The sequence below is a fragment of the Hyphomonas oceanitis SCH89 genome, from assembly GCF_000685295.1.
GTDB lineage: Bacteria > Pseudomonadota > Alphaproteobacteria > Caulobacterales > Hyphomonadaceae > Hyphomonas > Hyphomonas oceanitis.
The window spans coordinates 1-15,932 of the sequence record NZ_ARYL01000025.1; the positions used below are offsets into that span (position 1 = coordinate 1).

Here is a 15,932-nt window from a genome sequence, read left to right on the forward strand (position 1 = left end):
CACCACAAGGGCGGGCAGACCGGACGGTTACTTCTTTCAAGGCGCACGGACAAACGAATTCAAGGATGGTCGTGGCGTAGGCCTCGGCTTAACAGTGAGCCGTAAACTCGCGCGTCAGCATGATGGCGACGTCCTCCTCGACAGCCAGGAAGGCCGTGGCACTAGTGCTTTCCTAGTTATACCGTCCAGCCGCTGCGTTATTCCAGGCGACAAACACTCCGCGGACCAGGCGCAGGAAGCCATCTGATAGAGCGTTAGGCAGCGTCGTGCGCAGAGCCTGCGAGGGCGCGGCCTGTTTCCGATTCGGCGATCATCGCCACAAAGCTCGCGTCCAGCCGGGGGCTTTCCGCCGGCGCTCCCAGCTCTCTCGCGATCCCATCAATACCGATCTTGACCCCTTTTCGACCAATGATCCGCGCCAGCATGCGGCTGACAGCGACGGTCTCTCCCTCCATATTAATATCGTGGGTGTAGCAAACATAATTATCCTGCCAGCCGACAATCCGGGTGACGATCTCGACCTTCGCAGGACACCTCAGTTCACCTGACAGGCTGATCGTTTCGACCTGTATGATCGGCATCCAGCCGTTCTTCCGGATCAGCCGACCCAGTCCGATACGAATGACGGAGTTGATTGTCGCAAGATCGGTGAACGAGCGGATCCGGTGCAGTGGCACAGCAGGCGCAAAGGCCTGATCAAGCCGCCAAACCGGGACAGTCACCCTTGTCGGCGCCAAAGGATCGCTGGCAATGGGGCTGCGCAAGGCAGACAGCAAAACGATCATGAATCGCAAAAACAGGTTCATTGGAGCCCCTCCATCTGGCGTGCTTATCGCGGAAGGGTGCCCCGGCCTTCGGCGCGTGCTCGCCTAGGAAGTGATGGTATCAGATAAAACGGCGTAACGCCCACCATGAAACAGAAGGGGGCGCGCTTCATGATCTGCAGCAATGCGGATGACCTCGCCGAGGAATATCACATGGTCACCGCCGTCATGCTGGGCGTAGGTTCGGCACTCAAGGCGTGCGGCACTTCCGGGAAGTATCGGAACGCCGCCCGCTCCCGGTTCAAATTCCATGCCTTCGAACTTGTCGATATCGCTCATCGCAAAGCGCCGGGACAGGTCTTCCTGATTTTCCCGCAGTATGTGCACACAGAAATGTTGCGCTTTTTGGAAGGCGGAGACATTGCGCGACGCCCGGCTCAGCGACCAGAGGATCAAAGGCGGGTCCATGGATACGGAATTGAAGCTGTTGGCCGTCACGCCGAAGGGAACGCCCGCCTCATTACGCGCAGTGATGATGGTGACGCCCGTGACAAACAAGCCAAGTGCGTCCCGAAGAGAGCGGGTGTCGAATTCCATACGCCACATCTAGGGTGCTTTCGGTCTGGGTCAAAGGCGATTTTCCCGTGCCTTTATTGCGTTGACCGCGAGATGGAATGGCCTTGAATGCGCTGGCTGGCGGGCTTTTGACGCCCGGACGCATGTGAGGACGAGATGGAACACGAACAGGACGACCAGCCGTGGTGGCGTGGCGCAGTCATTTATCAGATATATCCGCGCAGCTATCTCGACACCAACGGCGACGGGATCGGAGACCTGCCGGGCATTACCGCGAAACTCGAATATGTTGCGTCGCTCGGCGTTTCGGGAATCTGGATTTCACCCTTCTTCACGTCGCCGATGAAAGACTTCGGCTATGATGTTTCGGACTATTGCGATGTGGATCCAATCTTCGGAACCCTCGCCGATTTTGATCGCCTCATAGAAGAAGCGCATGCGTTTGGCCTGAAAGTTGTGATCGATCAGGTCATGTCGCACACGTCGGATGCCCACGCATGGTTTGCCGAAAGCCGGAGCAGCCGAACGAATGCCAAGTCAGATTGGTACGTCTGGCGTAATGCGCGACCAGATGGGACACCGCCTAATAACTGGCAGGCTGTCTTTGGTGGTGCCGCCTGGACATGGGATGCGCGACGCCAGCAATATTACATGCATAACTTCCTCAGCGAGCAGCCGCAGCTGAACCTCCACAATGAGGAAGTACAGGACGCCTTGCTGGCCGCGTCCCGCTTCTGGCTTGAGCGCGGCGTTGATGGTTTTCGCCTCGATGCCATCAACTTTTCAATGTTTGATCCAGGGTTCCGGGACAATCCGGCCTGGGAGGTTGCCGACCGCACCATCACGCGCCCCTTCGACCTCCAACATCATGTGAACAACCAGTCGCACGCCGATATTCCGCTCTATCTGGAACGCGTGCGCGCATTGACGGACGAATTTGGCGCCGTCTTCACTGTCGCCGAAGTCGCCGGGCCTGATCCGCTGCCAGAAATGCGGGCCTTCACAGTCGGCGACAGCCGCCTTAACTCGGCTTACAATTTTGATTTCCTCTATGCATCAAGTTTGACGCCCGGTCGCGTTCGGCGTGCCCAATCAAACTGGATGGGTCCGGTCGAGGAAGGCTGGCCATCCTGGGCTTTCTCCAATCATGACGCGCCGCGATGCGTTAGTCGCTGGTATGATGGGGCAGACAGAAACCGTTTTGCCAAGCTGACCAATGCGCTGCTTTCATGCCTGAGAGGCAACCCGATATTGTATCAGGGTGAAGAGCTCGGCCTGCCTCAGGCGGAGGTGACGTTCGACAAACTACAGGACCCGGAAGCCATTGCTAACTGGCCGTTGACACTCGGCCGTGACGGGGCACGCACGCCGATGCCTTGGGTCTCAAGGGCGCCTGTGGGCGGTTTCACGACAGGAGTTCCCTGGTTACCTATGGGGCAGGGCCATCTTGAGGCTGCCGTTGACGTCCAGCATGGCGATTCTGAGTCCGTTCTGAACTTCACACGCCGTCTCTTGGCTGTCCGAGGGGCTTCGGGCGCGCTGACGGAAGGCGATATAGAGTTCGAAGAGGTCGCGGCGCCGCTGCTGACCTTCCGGCGCTCATCCGGCGGTGAGACCCTTCTCTGCATTTTCAATCTCGGAGCTTCGGCGCAGGCGAGGCCTTCATGCATGCCGGAGGACGCGCAGACGCTGCTGGCGTCGGGTTGGGACGCAGACGGCATGACTGGCGCTGTACCTGAATATTCGGTCTGGATTGGTCGCACTTAGGCGAGTCCACAGGATTCCCGGACAATGAGTTCAGTGGGCAGGCGTTCAGACTGCATCGGGACGCCGTCGCTGGCGGCTAGGAGCTTTGAGACAATCACACGCCCCGCTTTGCCCAGATCCTGCGAGATGGTGGTCAACGAAGGCAGGCTGTAGGCGGCAAGGCCGATATTGTCGTAGCCGACAACGGACACATCAGTAGGCACCTGGCGGCCGGCCTGTGACAGGCTGCGTATGGCACCCAGCGCCACAAGGTCACTGCTGCCAAATACGCCGTCAAAATTCCGGCCGTCCGAAAGCAACGCATTCATTGCTGCCTCAGCCGACTCAATCTCGAAACGGGCTGCGACGATGAGTGTGGGGTCAACCTCTTCTCCGGCGCGTGCGTGAGCTTCAACATAGCCTTCATAGCGTTGCAGCACCTCAGGCACACGAATATCGCCGATAAAGGCGATCCGTCGGCGGCCAAGGTTGAGCAAGTGGCTCGTTGCGCGCATGCCGCCCTTCACATTGTCCGATCCTACGGAACAGTACTTCTGCCCTTGCAGCTGCCCGCCCCAGACCACGAATCGAGTCTCCGTTTCCGCAAGCTTGTTAAACCGCTCGTGGAAAAGGCTCTGGCCAAGAAAAAATACTCCGTCAGCGCGGTTGGTCGACATCACATGCGCAAGGTCATCGGGGCTTTTGGGCGCGAGGTGGGAGATCAGAACATCGCAATCTGCGCTGCGCGCTGCATCACTGATCCCGCCAACGAGTTCCTGAAAGAAGGGGGTCAAAGCCTGAGTAGGGCGGCCGGGTGATGTTGGAATGATGAGTGCGATCGTAGCTGTGGCGCCGGAAATAAGGGCCGGCATGCTTGGCCGAAAGCTGTAATTCTGTTCGCGCGCGATTTTCCAGACACGCCGCTTTGTTTCGTCGTTGACTGCCGAACTATTGTTCAATGCGCGTGATACGGTGGCGATGGATACACCAGCGATTTCGGCAAGGTCTTCAAGTCGGGTACGGTTGCTGGACATTCTGCCTCAAGTTCGGAAAATCGTAGGGGAATTCTCACGCCCGGTCGCCAAGGTGAGCGCCGCAATCTAGAGGGGTATGAAAAATACTGCAAACTGCTATGCCGATGCAGTGGGATCTATAATAAAATTAGATAGCGACTGGTGTAAACCTGATCATGGGCGCTAAAATGATAGGCGCTAACACAGTCTGCTTTTGCATGTTCCGCAAAATACTATAAGTCAGAGCCGAATTCGCGCATTGGCGCGAACATGTCTGATCGGGGAGTTCGAAATATGGCCAAGTTTATTCCGGTCGATCCGTTCGACATTGTCATTTTTGGCGGCACGGGGGATCTGTCACGTCGGAAGCTTCTCCCCGCGCTTTATCACCGCTGGCTTGATGGACAGATTCCAGAATCCAGCCGCATTGTCGGCACCGCGCGTTCCGAGATGACGACAAAGGAATACCGCGAAATGGCGCGGGAGGCCTGCGAAACGGCGTCAGGCAAGAGCTGGGACGCCAAGGCCTGGAAGGTTTTTGAGAAGCTGGTTGAATATGTGGCCATCGATGCCACGAACCCGGATGCAGACTGGCCAACCCTGAAGTCCAAGCTTTCTGCCAATGACCATCCGTGCGTGTTCTATCTGGCGACGTCGCCGCGGCTCTATGTGGACATTTCTGAAGCCCTTGGCCGGGCCGGACTTGCCACACCCAATGCGCGCGTTGTGCTTGAAAAACCGATCGGCACGGATCTCGATTCCGCCCGTGAAATAAATGATGGCGTTGGCGCTGTCTTCGCCGAGCGGCAAGTGTTCCGGATTGACCACTACCTCGGCAAGGAGACCGTCCAGAACCTGATGGTTCTGCGGTTTGCCAACATGCTTTTCGAGCCGCTCTGGTCGCGCAACTATATCGATCACGTTCAGATCACCGTCGCTGAAGACCTCGGGCTGGAGGGGCGCGCCGACTATTATGACAAGTCCGGCGCGCTACGTGACATGGTTCAGAACCACATGCTCCAGCTGCTTTGTTTGACGGCGATGGAGCCGCCAAACCATCTCGATGACGATGATGTTCGAACAGAAAAGATCAAGGTTCTCAATGCGCTGACGCCAATCACGGGCGATGACGCGAAGCGTCTCACAGTGCGCGGCCAGTATAAGGCGGGTGTGCGCGGCGATGAGCCAGTCAAAGGCTATGTCGACGAACTGTCGTCAGATACCGAGAGCACGACGGAAACATTCGTGGCCATCAAGGCGGCTGTCGACAACTGGCGCTGGGCTGGTGTGCCGTTCTATCTGCGGACCGGCAAGCGTCTCCCTTACCGCCATTCAGACATCGTCATCCAGTTCAAGCCCACGCCACATCCGCTCTTCGGAGAGGGGAATGACGCGGTAAATCGGCTGGTCATTCGCCTCCAGCCTGATGAAGGCGTGCGACTCTATGTGCAGATTAAGGAGCCCGGTCCGGGTGGCCTGCGGGTTAAGTCGCTTCCGCTGAACCTTTCCTATGCCGAGAGCTTCACGGTCCGTTACCCGGATGCGTATGAACGCCTGTTGATGGACGTTGTTCGCGGCAACCTTTCCCTCTTCATGCGTCGCGATGAGGTTGAGGCGGCATGGACGTGGGTCGATGGCCTGATTGAGGCTTGGGATCGCGGCGGCGGCGCTCCGGAGCTTTACGCGGCCGGAAGTAACGGTCCGCTTGCGGCAGCCATGATGATGGACCGTGACGGGCGCGCCTGGTTCGAAGGAAAGTAGGGTTATGAAGCACGAATTCCTCGCCCATGCGACGCGAGAGGAGGCCGCAGACTTTGCGGCACGTATGGCGAGTGGCGTGCTCGCGGCGGCTATCGAGGATTCGGGCAAAGCAAGCTTCATGGTGTCTGGCGGATCAAGCCCCGCGCCCGTCTTCAATCGCCTGTCAAAAACTGATCTGGCTTGGGATCGGGTGACGGTCGGACTCGTTGACGAAAGGTGGGTTGGGCCGGAACATGCCGGCTCCAATGAAGCGTTGGTGAGGCAAAATCTACTTACAGGCAAAGCTGGTGCGGCTGGCTTCCTCCCTATGAAGACGTCGGCAGAAACTGCCGGCGAGGCGGTCGCGGATCGCGTGCTCGCATATCAGCCTCATTGCGATCCGATTGACCTCATTCTTCTCGGAATGGGCTCTGACGGTCATACGGCGAGCTGGTTTCCCAATTCGCGCGGCCTCAAGGCTGCCATGCATGCGGGTGAGGGCGCGACTGTGGCAGCTATTGACGCCACCGGCTGCGAGATCGCCGGGCAATATGCCGATCGCATGACGCTGACGGGGCCAGCGATCATCGATTCCGATGCCGCTATCTTGCTCATATTTGGAGAGGACAAGCGCGAGGTGCTAGATTTAGCCCTCAAGGCGTCGCCGGAAGACATGCCAGTCAGGTATGCCATTGATGGACTCGGACCGCGTCTCACAATCATATGGGCCCCATAATGCCAGACATGAACCCGACAATCGCTGAAGTTACGGAACGCATCAGGCTTCGTTCGAAGGACACACGCGCAGCCTATCTCGAGATGATCCGGTCGCGGCGACCGACGAACTTCGCTCGTTTGAAGATGACAGAGGGCAATCTCGCACACGCCTCTGCGGGCTGCGCGGTGATGGAGAAGGCCGAACTGCTGGGCGCGGGGTGGCCAAATATCGGCATCATCACGGCGTATAATGACATGCTCTCGGCTCATGCGCCGTTCGAGCATTATCCGGACATCATCCGTAAAGCTGCCCGCGAGGCTGGCGCCGTGGCGCAAGTCGCCGGCGGTGTGCCGGCGATGTGCGATGGTGTTACGCAAGGCCAGGAAGGCATGGAGCTGTCGCTGTTTTCGCGCGACGTGATTGCCATGTCGTCCGCGATTGGTCTCAGCCATGACGTTTTCGACGCCGCTTTGCATCTCGGTGTTTGCGACAAGATTGTCCCTGGGCTCGTGATCGCGGCCCTGCGCTTCGGCTGGATACCGTCCGTCTTTGTGCCGGCAGGCCCGATGCCATCCGGCCTGCCAAACCCAGAAAAAGTGCGCATCCGCCAACTGTTTGCAGAAGGTAAGGTTGGCCGCGACGAACTGCTCAAAGCCGAAGCCGAGAGCTACCACACCCAAGGCACCTGCACCTTCTATGGTACGGCCAATTCGAACCAGATGCTGATGGAAGTCATGGGTCTGCATCTGCCGGGGGCTGCTTTCACCAATCCAGGCACGCCATTGCGCGAGGCGTTGACGCGCGCGGCGACACAGCGGGCTGCGGCTATTACAGCGCAGGGCGATGATTACCGACCTGCTGGTGAACTGGTGGATGAGCGCTCGGTCGTGAATGGCATTGTCGGGCTGATGGCAACCGGCGGCTCCACCAATCACGCACTGCACATTCCGGCCATGGCCGCAGCTGCAGGCATTCAAGTCACGCTCGAAGATTTTGCCGACATAAGCGCGGTAACGCCGTTGCTTGCGCGCATTTATCCGAATGGTCCGTCCGACGTGAACCATTTCCACGCGGCGGGCGGCATGAGCTTCCTGATGCGCGAACTGCTTGGTGCCGGGTTGATGCATGGGGATTGTGAGGGCGTTGCCGGACCCATGTCGGGGTATTGCCGAGAGCCCTTCCTTGATGATGGCAAATTGGTGTGGCGCGATGCGCCGAACGAGAGCGCTGACCTTGAGATATTGCGCCCGGCCAGTGATCCATTTTCGAAAGATGGCGGATTGCGCCTGATGAGCGGCCAGCTTGGCAGGGGGGTGAGCAAGGTCTCAGCCGTGAAGCCTGCCAACCGCGTTCTTGAGGCGCCAGCGATTGTCTTTGATTCCCAGGCCGCGCTGAAAGCGGCCTTCGAGGCGGGCAAGCTCGATCGTGACTTCGTTGCGGTGGTTCGCTTTCAGGGGCCTGCAGCCAATGGCATGCCGGAACTACATGGCCTGACACCTGTGCTCGGCATTCTTCAGGACAGGGGTTTCAAGGTCGCGCTTGTAACTGATGGGCGAATGTCAGGGGCCAGCGGCAAGATCCCGTCGGCAATCCATATGAGCCCGGAAGCCGCACGCGGCGGTCCGCTCGCGAAAGTACGCGATGGCGACATGATCGCTTACGACTCGGAGAAGGGCAGTCTCGACATCAACGTGGATAGCGCCACATTTGATGCGCGCGAACCGGCGCAATTCCGCCCCAACGAGTCGTCGATGGGGCTTGGCCGGGAAATGTTCTCCTATTTCCGCCAGTTTGCTGGAACGGCCGATGCAGGCGCCAGCCAGTTCGCCTTTCTGGGCGAGGAGCGCTGAGTGACGGGACATGAACTTCTGGTCGGCGATGTCGGTGGCACCAATGTTCGATTCGCGATGGCGCGCCGTGTGGATGGGCGCTTTAAGATCGAATCCTTCGAAAAACTCAAAGGCGATGATTTCGGCTCTTTCGATGACGCGCTGGCGAGCTACTTGGATAACACTGGCCTGAAGCCGAGCATGGCGTGTTTCGCCATGGCAGGACCTGTGAGCAAGGGTGAGGTCGTTCTGACCAATCGCGGCTGGCAGGTCTCAGCCGGCCGGATCAGCCGGGCTTTTGATATCGGCAGCGTCCATCTCATCAATGATTTCGCTGCAATGGCGCGCGCTGTGCCGGAACACGGTCCCGAAGACTTTGAAACCATCATTGAGGGCACGCCGGTCGATAATGCGCCAATGCTCGTGGCAGGGCCCGGAACGGGTTTTGGCGTTGCCACTTTGCTGCGCAATCGGACCGGTGGTTGGTACGTGCTGAACGGGGAAGGGGGGCATATTGCCTTTTCACCGAGGGATGCGACGGAGATCGAGCTCACACGCGTCCTGCTGAAGCGCTATGGCTATGTGTCGAATGAGCTTGTCGCCTCGGGCAGCGGACTTGAAGCCGTGCACGAAGCTTTCTGCGAAATCTATGGTCGCGCGTATGAGGACGTCAGCCCGCAGGAAATGCGCCGGCTGGCTGATGACGGCGATGAAATGTTTCTGAAGCTCATCAAGGTGCGCGCCAACACTGTTATGAGTGCAGTCGGTGATCTGGTGCTGGCGAATGGAGCTCTCGGGGGTGTCGTTGTGGCAGGCGGTGTCAGCGAGCGTATTGCTGACTTCCTCAAGACACCCGAAGCATGCGAAAGGTTTGTTGAGCGCGGTCCGCTCAGCAAATACCTGAGCACATGCCCCGTTAAGCTGATGCACGACCCGGAAGCGCCCCTGATCGGCGCAGCTGCCTATCATGAACAGGAGACACTAAAGACATGACCTTCCCGCTGAAGTCACTTGTCGAGGCTGCGAGCAAAGCGCCTGTTGTGCCCGTTCTGGTTGTTGATCGTATCGAGATGGCTGCACCGCTGGCGCGTGCACTGGTCGATGGCGGCCTGACCATTGCTGAAGTGACGCTCAGGACTCCATCGGGGCTGGCCGTGATCGAAGAAATGAAATCTGCTGAGCCGGGTCTCAAGGTCGGCGCGGGCACGGTGTTGACGGAAGCCGATGTCGACAACGCCCTCTCGGCCGGATCTGACTTCCTAGTATCACCGGGGATGTCCCCGAAATTGCTGGCGGGACTGGGCAATCGGCGGCGACTGATGATCCCGGGCGTTGCGACGGCCAGCGAGGCGATGAGCCGACATGAAGACGGGTTTGACCTGCTGAAGCTGTTTCCGGCCACAATCGCAGGCGGTGTTGGGGCCTTGAAGGCCATTGCCGGCCCGCTGCCCCATCTGCGCTTCATGCCGACGGGGGGAATTACCGAGGCAGATGCTGGAAAATACCTCGCGCTGCCCAATGTTGTCGCCGTGGGCGGCTCCTGGATCGCCACCGGTGCGGATATTGCTGCTGAGGACTGGAAGGGAATCAGCGCCAAGGCGCGCAAGGCGCTTGCGGCGATCTGACGAAAAACATGCGATTCCCGGCTCTCGGGAAGTCGTTCGCGCAATAGGCGCCTGAGCGCCGCGCACAATAAATGGTTTCAGGCTCTATGTCGTGCCTGCGCGTGACGCACCGCCGCAGCTGATGACCCGTGAATTCAGGGCTTTAACAGTATAGAGTCTCCGCTGGAGATATAATGTGGCTGTCTGTTGCGCGATGGGCAAAACCGTCCTAATCCGGCGCCAGACAAGGTCAGGAGAAACTGCACATGACCGAGATTGAACGGCTCGCGCTGGATTATCTTCCGGTGATCATATTCCTGGTGATTGGCGCCGCTATTTCGGGGCTTTTTATCGTGGGAACAACGCTTCTGGCGCCCTCGAACCCAGATCCTGAGAAGAACTCGGCCTATGAGTGCGGTTTCAGCGCATTCGACGATGCGCGGATGAAATTCGACGTGCGATTCTATCTCGTCGCCATCCTGTTCATCATTTTCGACCTTGAGGTCGCATTCCTGTTCCCGTGGGCCATCACGCTTGGGACAATCGGTCTTGTCGGCTTCTGGTCAATGGTCGTTTTCCTCGGCGTGTTGACGATCGGGTTCATCTACGAATGGCGCCGTGGCGCGCTGGAGTGGGAATAATGGCTGACGACGGTTTCAAGAAATACGCGCTCGGCGCGGCACGTTCGGGCGTCGAGGGCGGCTTTGTTCCTCGCGCCGACGACCCGTTCTATAACGGCCTTTCGGACGAACTGGCCGACAAAGGCTATTTCACTGCCGCTGCAGACGACCTGATCGCCTGGGCGCGCACCGGCTCGTTGATGTGGATGACCTTCGGCCTCGCCTGCTGCGCTGTTGAAATGATGCACGCCGGCAACCCGCGCTACGATCTCGAGCGCTTCGGCATGGCGCCGCGTGGGTCACCACGCCAGTCCGATGTGATGATCGTCGCCGGCACGCTGACCAACAAGATGGCCCCGGCCCTGCGCAAGGTTTACGATCAGATGCCAGAGCCGCGCTATGTCATCTCCATGGGCAGCTGCGCCAATGGTGGCGGCTACTATCACTATTCTTATTCCGTTGTTCGCGGCTGTGACCGGATTGTGCCTGTGGACATCTACGTCCCGGGCTGTCCGCCGACCGCAGAGGCGCTGGTCTATGGCTTCCTGCAATTGCAGAAGAAAATCCGCCGCGAAGGCTCGATCGAGCGCTAGGGGAAAAGCATGAGTATCGAAGCACTGAAAGATCTCGCTGCCCATATCGAGGCAACGCACAGTGATTCTGTGCGGGCGTCCCAGATCGTCGTTGGCGAGCTGACCTTGCTAGCCGAGCGCGACCATATCATATCCTTGCTGCGTTTCCTGCGCGACGACCAGCAGTGCAACTTCGAGACGCTGATTGACATTTGCGGTGTAGACTACCCCGAGCGGTCCGACCGTTTTGAGGTCGTCTACCACCTACTGTCGATGCGCATGAACCACCGTATTCGCGTGCGCATCCGCACGGATGAAGAAACGCCTGTACCAAGCGCGACCGTTCTCTGGCCAGCCGCCAACTGGTTCGAGCGGGAAGCCTTCGACATGTACGGCATCCAGTTTTCTGACCACCCCGACCTGCGCCGAATTCTTACGGACTACGGTTTCGAAGGTTATCCGCTGCGCAAGGATTTCCCGCTGACCGGCAATTACGAAGTTCGCTATGACGATCTCGAAAAGCGGGTTGTCTACGAGCCTGTGAAGCTGACCCAGGAATACCGCAACTTCGATTTCCTCTCGCCGTGGGAAGGCATGACCAGCCAGATCCCGGGCGATGAGAAAGCCGTCTCCGAAGAGGCATCCGAATAATGGCTGACACGATCCACACCTCAATCGAAGACGAGCGCAAGTTCACGCTGAACTTCGGTCCGCAACACCCGGCCGCTCACGGCGTGCTCCGCATGATCATGGACCTCGATGGCGAGGTCGTGACGCGTATTGACAGCCATATCGGCCTGCTTCACCGCGGCACTGAGAAGCTACTTGAGTACAAGACCTACTTGCAGGGCATGCCTTACTTTGATCGGCTCGACTATTGCTCACCGATGAACCAGGAACACGCCTGGTGTCTGGCAATCGAGAAGCTTCTGGGTGTTGAGGTTCCGCGCCGCGCCAGCCTCATCCGCGTGATGTACTCGGAAATTGGCCGCATCATGTCGCACCTTCTCAACATTGGCACAGGTGTGATGGACGTTGGTGCGCTGACGCCAATCACATGGTGCTTTGAAGAGCGTGAAAAACTATGCGTCTTCTATGAGCGCGCTTCCGGCAGCCGCATGCACGCCGCCTATTTCCGTCCCGGTGGAGTCCATCAGGATCTGCCTCAGGCGCTGATTGATGATATCGCGTCGTGGTGCGAGTTTTTCCCCACAGCGATGGATCGTGTGGAGTCCCTCGTCACAGAGAACCGCATCTTCAAGCAGCGCAATGTCGATATCGGTGTTGTCGACATTAAGACCATCATGGAGTGGGGCTTTTCCGGCGTCATGGTGCGCGGTTCGGGCCTCACCTGGGACCTTCGGCGTTCGCAACCCTATGAGTGCTACGACGAGCTCGACTTCAAGATTCCGGTCGGCAAGAACGGCGACAACTATGATCGCTATGTTTGCCGCATGGAAGAAATGAAGGAATCGACCAAGATCATCCAGCAGTGCATTGAGCTTCTGGCCAAGGAAGGTCCCGGACCGGTCCTGCCACGGGACTCCAAGCTCTCACCTCCCCGACGTGGTGAAATGAAGAACTCGATGGAAGCGCTGATCCATCACTTCAAACTCTACACCGAAGGTTTCCACGTTCCTGAAGGCGAATGTTACGCTGCTGTCGAAGCGCCAAAGGGTGAATTTGGCGTCTATCTCGTCTCGGACGGCACCAACAAGCCGTATCGCGCCAAGATTCGTGCACCGGGCTATCCGCACTTGCAGGCGATGGATCACCTTTCGAAGGGGCATATGCTGGCAGACGTCTCGGCCATTCTCGGTACGCTCGATATCGTGTTCGGGGAGATTGACCGTTGAGCGCATCAACCGATCTCGTACAGCGCCAACTTGATGCCTACAATGCGCAGGATATTGAGGCCTTTATGGCGTTCTATACCGAGGACGCTGAACTGGCGGGCTTCAACGGCTCCGTGAACCAGGCAGGGCATGCAGCCATTCGTGCCCGTCACCTTGAGCTGTTTGCAGAGTTTCCGGAGAACCGCGCCGACGTGGTCAACGAAATCGACCTTGGATCCATCGTCATGGTGCATGAGCGGGTTGCGCGCACACCGGGCGGTGACAGTTTTGAAGTCGCGGCCATCTATACACTCCGCGACGGCAAGATCTCCCGCGTCGACTTCGCGCGAGGCGGCTGAGCCATGGGCGCGTTTCCGGAACAGCGTGTATCGATCATCACCATCGGGGTCAGCGACCTCGCTGGCATGATCCATTTTTACACGGACGTTCTGGGTTTCGAGGACCGGGGCGTAAAGGGCGAGATCGCATTCTGTAATGCTGGCGGAATGGTGCTTGGCCTTTGGGACAGGGCGAAGCTCGCCGATGACGCCGGAATGGCGGCAGGTAGCGGCGAAGGATTCAAAGGCTTTGCGCTGGCATTCAATGCGCGGTCTGCCGATGAGGTTGACGAGATTTTCGGTAGGCTGGAGCGCGCAGGCGCGCGCATTTCCAAGCCACCGCACAAGACATACTGGGGCGGATATTCCGGCTACTTTGCAGACCCTGAAGGGAATGCCTGGGAAGTCGCGCACAATCCGTTCTGGCCAATTGACGAAGCAGGACACGTCACTGTGCCGCTTGCGAAGGAGCAGTAGATGGCATTGCGCCGGTTCGACATCGAGGCAGGCGGCGACAGCTTCGCCTTCAAGCCTGAAACAGAAGACAAGATCACCTTCTGGCGTGCCAAGTATCCGGCGGACCGCCAGCGCTCGGCTGTCATCCCGCTGCTTTGGCTGGCCCAGAAAGACAATAACGGATGGTTATCCGAGCCGGCGATGCGTGAAGTCGCTGACCGTCTTGAGATGCCGTATATCCGCGTCTACGAAGTCGCGACGTTCTACACGATGTTCCGCATGCAGCCGGTTGGCAAGTTCCACATTCAGCTTTGCGGCACGACACCTTGCATGCTGCGCGGTTCTGAATCGCTACGCGAAGTGTGCAAGAAGGAAATCGGCCCTGCGATGTACGTCACCGACGACAAGCGCCTCTCTTGGGAAGAAGTCGAATGTCTTGGTGCTTGCGTGAACGCTCCCATGGCGCAGATCAATGACGACTATTTCGAAGACCTGACCGCTGACAGCTTCAGCAAGATTCTTTCCAAGCTCAAGAACGGCGCCGACGTACAGCCGGGCCCGCAGATCGACCGTATCAATAGCGGTCCTGAGGGCGGTACGACCGTGCTGACTGAACCGCACCTCTTTGATGGCTCGCGCAACGAGGTTTCGGTGCTTCCGAACCTACCGGCTGCTGAACCTGCAGCGGATGCCGAGGGCTCCAAGGCGTTGCCGAAAGAGGATGCGCCGACCAATACGAAACGTGAAACACCAGAGGCAAAGCCGGGTACGAAAACGACCCTGCTGCCCAAGAAGGGTGATGAGGACTAGGACATGTTGCTCGACAAGGACCGCATCTTCAGCAATCTCTACGGGCTCCATTCACCGAGCCTGGAAGCCGCCAAAAAGCGCGGTGCGTGGCACCTCACGCGCGAAATGCTCGCCATGGGGCCAGACTGGATCTGTGATCAGATCAAGGCCAGCGGCCTGCGCGGCCGTGGCGGCGCGGGCTTCCCGACCGGCCTGAAATGGACCTTCATGCCGAAGGAAGTGCGCGAGCGCCCGCACTACCTCGTCGTGAACGGTGACGAGTCCGAACCGGGTACGTGCAAGGATCGCGAGATTATGCGGCACGACCCGCATCTTTTCATCGAAGGCTGCATGGTCGCGAGCCGCGCGATGCGCGCGCACAAGTGCTATGTCTACCTGCGCGGTGAATACATTGCTGAACGCCATGCCATGGAACTCGCGATCAAGGAGGCCTACGAGGCCAAGCTGATCGGCCAGGACAATGACAATGGCTGGGACTTTGATATCTACGTCCACCACGGCGCCGGCGCCTATATCTGCGGCGAAGAAACCGCGCTGCTCGAAAGCCTTGAAGGCAAGAAGGGCCAGCCGCGCATGAAGCCACCATTCCCGGCCAATGCCGGGCTCTATGGCTGCCCGACGACCGTGAACAATGTGGAATCCATCGCCGTTGCGCCGACCATCCTGCGCCGCGGCGCCGAATGGTTCGCAGGCTTTGGTCGTCCGAATAACTCCGGCACGAAACTTTTCTGCATCTCCGGCCACGTGAACAAGCCGTGCAATGTGGAAGAGGAGATGTCGATTACCTTCCGCGACCTGATCGAAACGCATTGCGGCGGCATTCGTGGCGGATGGGACAATCTGAAGGCGGTCATCCCGGGTGGTTCATCCGTGCCGATGGTGCCTGCCGAACAGATCATGGACGCCTACATGGACTTTGACACGCTGCGCGACCTGAAATCGGGTCTCGGCACAGCGGCCGTCATCGTGATGGACAAGGACACCGACCTGATCAAGGCGATCGCGCGCCTAGCATATTTCTACAAGCACGAATCCTGCGGCCAGTGCACGCCGTGCCGTGAAGGCACCGGCTGGATGTGGCGCGTCATGGAACGCATGGTCAAAGGCGAAGCCGAGCATGACGAGATCGACACGCTGCTCGACGTAACCAAACAAGTCGAAGGCCACACGATCTGTGCGCTTGGCGACGCAGCCGCCTGGCCAATCCAGGGCCTGATCCGCCATTTCCGGCCTGAAATTGAAGACCGCATCAACCAGTATCGTCTGCCTCGCGCCATGGTGCAGGGCGCGGTAATCGCGGCGGAGTAAGAA

Annotated in this window: 18 protein-coding genes; 15 read left to right on the forward strand and 3 right to left on the reverse strand. The window is 58.7% G+C overall.

Annotation, left to right across the window (positions count from 1 at the left end):
- Positions 1-247: ATP-binding protein (locus HOC_RS14690; RefSeq protein ID WP_035539923.1), on the forward strand; the 247-nt coding region annotated here is incomplete at its 5' end.
- A gap of 7 nt (positions 248-254) precedes the next feature.
- On the opposite strand, the gene HOC_RS14695 is transcribed toward HOC_RS14690, so the two are convergent.
- Together HOC_RS14695 and HOC_RS14700 are read right to left on the reverse strand one after the other, a co-directional pair.
- Complete coding sequence (locus HOC_RS14695; RefSeq protein WP_035539925.1) at positions 255-806, reverse strand: thioesterase family protein; 552 nt, start codon at positions 804-806, stop codon at positions 255-257.
- A gap of 63 nt (positions 807-869) precedes the next feature.
- Positions 870-1,361, reverse strand: coding sequence for a flavin reductase family protein (locus HOC_RS14700; protein WP_206741583.1), 492 nt, complete (start codon positions 1,359-1,361; stop codon positions 870-872).
- 135 nt (positions 1,362-1,496) lie between these two features.
- Here HOC_RS14700 and HOC_RS14705 point away from each other — a divergent pair, with 135 nt between their 5' ends.
- Positions 1,497-3,107, forward strand: a complete 1,611-nt coding sequence (locus tag HOC_RS14705) for an alpha-amylase family glycosyl hydrolase (RefSeq protein ID WP_035539929.1) — start codon at positions 1,497-1,499, stop codon at positions 3,105-3,107.
- On the opposite strand, the gene HOC_RS14710 is transcribed toward HOC_RS14705, so the two are convergent.
- Positions 3,104-4,120 carry a LacI family DNA-binding transcriptional regulator gene (locus tag HOC_RS14710; protein ID WP_035539930.1) on the reverse strand — a complete coding sequence of 339 codons (1,017 nt, stop codon included), beginning with the start codon at positions 4,118-4,120 and terminating at the stop codon, positions 3,104-3,106. The genes HOC_RS14705 and HOC_RS14710 overlap by 4 nt on opposite strands.
- A gap of 273 nt (positions 4,121-4,393) precedes the next feature.
- Between HOC_RS14710 and zwf the strand changes: the two genes are divergently transcribed.
- The 13 genes from zwf (at position 4,394) to nuoF (ending at position 15,929) form a co-directional block, all read left to right on the forward strand.
- Positions 4,394-5,860: a glucose-6-phosphate dehydrogenase gene (gene zwf, locus HOC_RS14715; RefSeq protein WP_035539933.1), complete on the forward strand. Its 1,467-nt coding sequence runs from the start codon at positions 4,394-4,396 to the stop codon at positions 5,858-5,860.
- Between the two features lie 4 nt (positions 5,861-5,864).
- Positions 5,865-6,575, forward strand: coding sequence for a 6-phosphogluconolactonase (gene pgl, locus HOC_RS14720; RefSeq protein WP_035539937.1), 711 nt, complete (start codon positions 5,865-5,867; stop codon positions 6,573-6,575).
- 8 nt (positions 6,576-6,583) lie between these two features.
- Positions 6,584-8,407 carry a phosphogluconate dehydratase gene (gene edd, locus HOC_RS14725; protein ID WP_206741584.1) on the forward strand — a complete coding sequence of 608 codons (1,824 nt, stop codon included), beginning with the start codon at positions 6,584-6,586 and terminating at the stop codon, positions 8,405-8,407.
- Positions 8,408-9,379 (forward strand): glucokinase, encoded by a 972-nt coding sequence (locus tag HOC_RS14730; protein WP_035539942.1) that lies wholly within the window; start codon positions 8,408-8,410, stop codon positions 9,377-9,379. It begins immediately after the preceding gene.
- Positions 9,376-10,011, forward strand: a complete 636-nt coding sequence (locus HOC_RS14735; RefSeq protein WP_035539943.1) for a bifunctional 4-hydroxy-2-oxoglutarate aldolase/2-dehydro-3-deoxy-phosphogluconate aldolase — start codon at positions 9,376-9,378, stop codon at positions 10,009-10,011. Before HOC_RS14730 ends, HOC_RS14735 begins: the two co-directional genes overlap by 4 nt.
- A 245-nt stretch (positions 10,012-10,256) precedes the next feature.
- Positions 10,257-10,631: an NADH-quinone oxidoreductase subunit A gene (locus HOC_RS14740; protein WP_035539945.1), complete on the forward strand. Its 375-nt coding sequence runs from the start codon at positions 10,257-10,259 to the stop codon at positions 10,629-10,631.
- A complete protein-coding gene (locus HOC_RS14745) occupies positions 10,601-11,203 on the forward strand; it encodes a NuoB/complex I 20 kDa subunit family protein (protein WP_162174863.1) in 603 nt (200 codons plus the stop codon). The genes HOC_RS14740 and HOC_RS14745 overlap by 31 nt, the downstream gene beginning before the upstream one ends.
- A gap of 9 nt (positions 11,204-11,212) precedes the next feature.
- Positions 11,213-11,833 carry an NADH-quinone oxidoreductase subunit C gene (locus HOC_RS14750; protein ID WP_035539947.1) on the forward strand — a complete coding sequence of 207 codons (621 nt, stop codon included), beginning with the start codon at positions 11,213-11,215 and terminating at the stop codon, positions 11,831-11,833.
- Complete coding sequence (locus HOC_RS14755; RefSeq protein ID WP_035539950.1) at positions 11,833-13,038, forward strand: NADH-quinone oxidoreductase subunit D; 1,206 nt, start codon at positions 11,833-11,835, stop codon at positions 13,036-13,038. Before HOC_RS14750 ends, HOC_RS14755 begins: the two co-directional genes overlap by 1 nt.
- Positions 13,035-13,376: a nuclear transport factor 2 family protein gene (locus tag HOC_RS14760; RefSeq protein ID WP_035539952.1), complete on the forward strand. Its 342-nt coding sequence runs from the start codon at positions 13,035-13,037 to the stop codon at positions 13,374-13,376. Before HOC_RS14755 ends, HOC_RS14760 begins: the two co-directional genes overlap by 4 nt.
- Before the next feature lie 3 nt (positions 13,377-13,379).
- Positions 13,380-13,832, forward strand: coding sequence for a VOC family protein (locus HOC_RS14765; RefSeq protein ID WP_035539954.1), 453 nt, complete (start codon positions 13,380-13,382; stop codon positions 13,830-13,832).
- Entirely contained in the window at positions 13,833-14,621 is a 789-nt protein-coding gene (nuoE, locus tag HOC_RS14770; protein WP_051624939.1) for an NADH-quinone oxidoreductase subunit NuoE, read from the forward strand.
- Between the two features lie 3 nt (positions 14,622-14,624).
- Positions 14,625-15,929 carry an NADH-quinone oxidoreductase subunit NuoF gene (gene nuoF, locus HOC_RS14775; protein ID WP_035539956.1) on the forward strand — a complete coding sequence of 435 codons (1,305 nt, stop codon included), beginning with the start codon at positions 14,625-14,627 and terminating at the stop codon, positions 15,927-15,929.
- The last annotated feature ends 3 nt before the right edge of the window (positions 15,930-15,932 follow it).

What these genes read in the sequence shown, in the direction of transcription:
- HOC_RS14695 (WP_035539925.1), bottom strand. Translation starts at nt 806, where the DNA reads ATGAACCTGTTTTTGCGATTCATGATCGTTTTGCTGTCTGCCTTGCGC.
- HOC_RS14700 (WP_206741583.1), bottom strand. Translation starts at nt 1,361, where the DNA reads ATGGAATTCGACACCCGCTCTCTTCGGGACGCACTTGGCTTGTTTGTC.
- HOC_RS14705 (WP_035539929.1), top strand. Translation starts at nt 1,497, where the DNA reads ATGGAACACGAACAGGACGACCAGCCGTGGTGGCGTGGCGCAGTCATT.
- HOC_RS14710 (WP_035539930.1), bottom strand. Translation starts at nt 4,120, where the DNA reads ATGTCCAGCAACCGTACCCGACTTGAAGACCTTGCCGAAATCGCTGGT.
- zwf (WP_035539933.1), top strand. Translation starts at nt 4,394, where the DNA reads ATGGCCAAGTTTATTCCGGTCGATCCGTTCGACATTGTCATTTTTGGC.
- pgl (WP_035539937.1), top strand. Translation starts at nt 5,865, where the DNA reads ATGAAGCACGAATTCCTCGCCCATGCGACGCGAGAGGAGGCCGCAGAC.
- edd (WP_206741584.1), top strand. Translation starts at nt 6,584, where the DNA reads ATGAACCCGACAATCGCTGAAGTTACGGAACGCATCAGGCTTCGTTCG.
- HOC_RS14735 (WP_035539943.1), top strand. Translation starts at nt 9,376, where the DNA reads ATGACCTTCCCGCTGAAGTCACTTGTCGAGGCTGCGAGCAAAGCGCCT.
- HOC_RS14740 (WP_035539945.1), top strand. Translation starts at nt 10,257, where the DNA reads ATGACCGAGATTGAACGGCTCGCGCTGGATTATCTTCCGGTGATCATA.
- HOC_RS14745 (WP_162174863.1), top strand. Translation starts at nt 10,601, where the DNA reads ATGGCGCCGTGGCGCGCTGGAGTGGGAATAATGGCTGACGACGGTTTC.
- HOC_RS14750 (WP_035539947.1), top strand. Translation starts at nt 11,213, where the DNA reads ATGAGTATCGAAGCACTGAAAGATCTCGCTGCCCATATCGAGGCAACG.
- HOC_RS14755 (WP_035539950.1), top strand. Translation starts at nt 11,833, where the DNA reads ATGGCTGACACGATCCACACCTCAATCGAAGACGAGCGCAAGTTCACG.
- HOC_RS14765 (WP_035539954.1), top strand. Translation starts at nt 13,380, where the DNA reads ATGGGCGCGTTTCCGGAACAGCGTGTATCGATCATCACCATCGGGGTC.
- nuoE (WP_051624939.1), top strand. Translation starts at nt 13,833, where the DNA reads ATGGCATTGCGCCGGTTCGACATCGAGGCAGGCGGCGACAGCTTCGCC.
- nuoF (WP_035539956.1), top strand. Translation starts at nt 14,625, where the DNA reads ATGTTGCTCGACAAGGACCGCATCTTCAGCAATCTCTACGGGCTCCAT.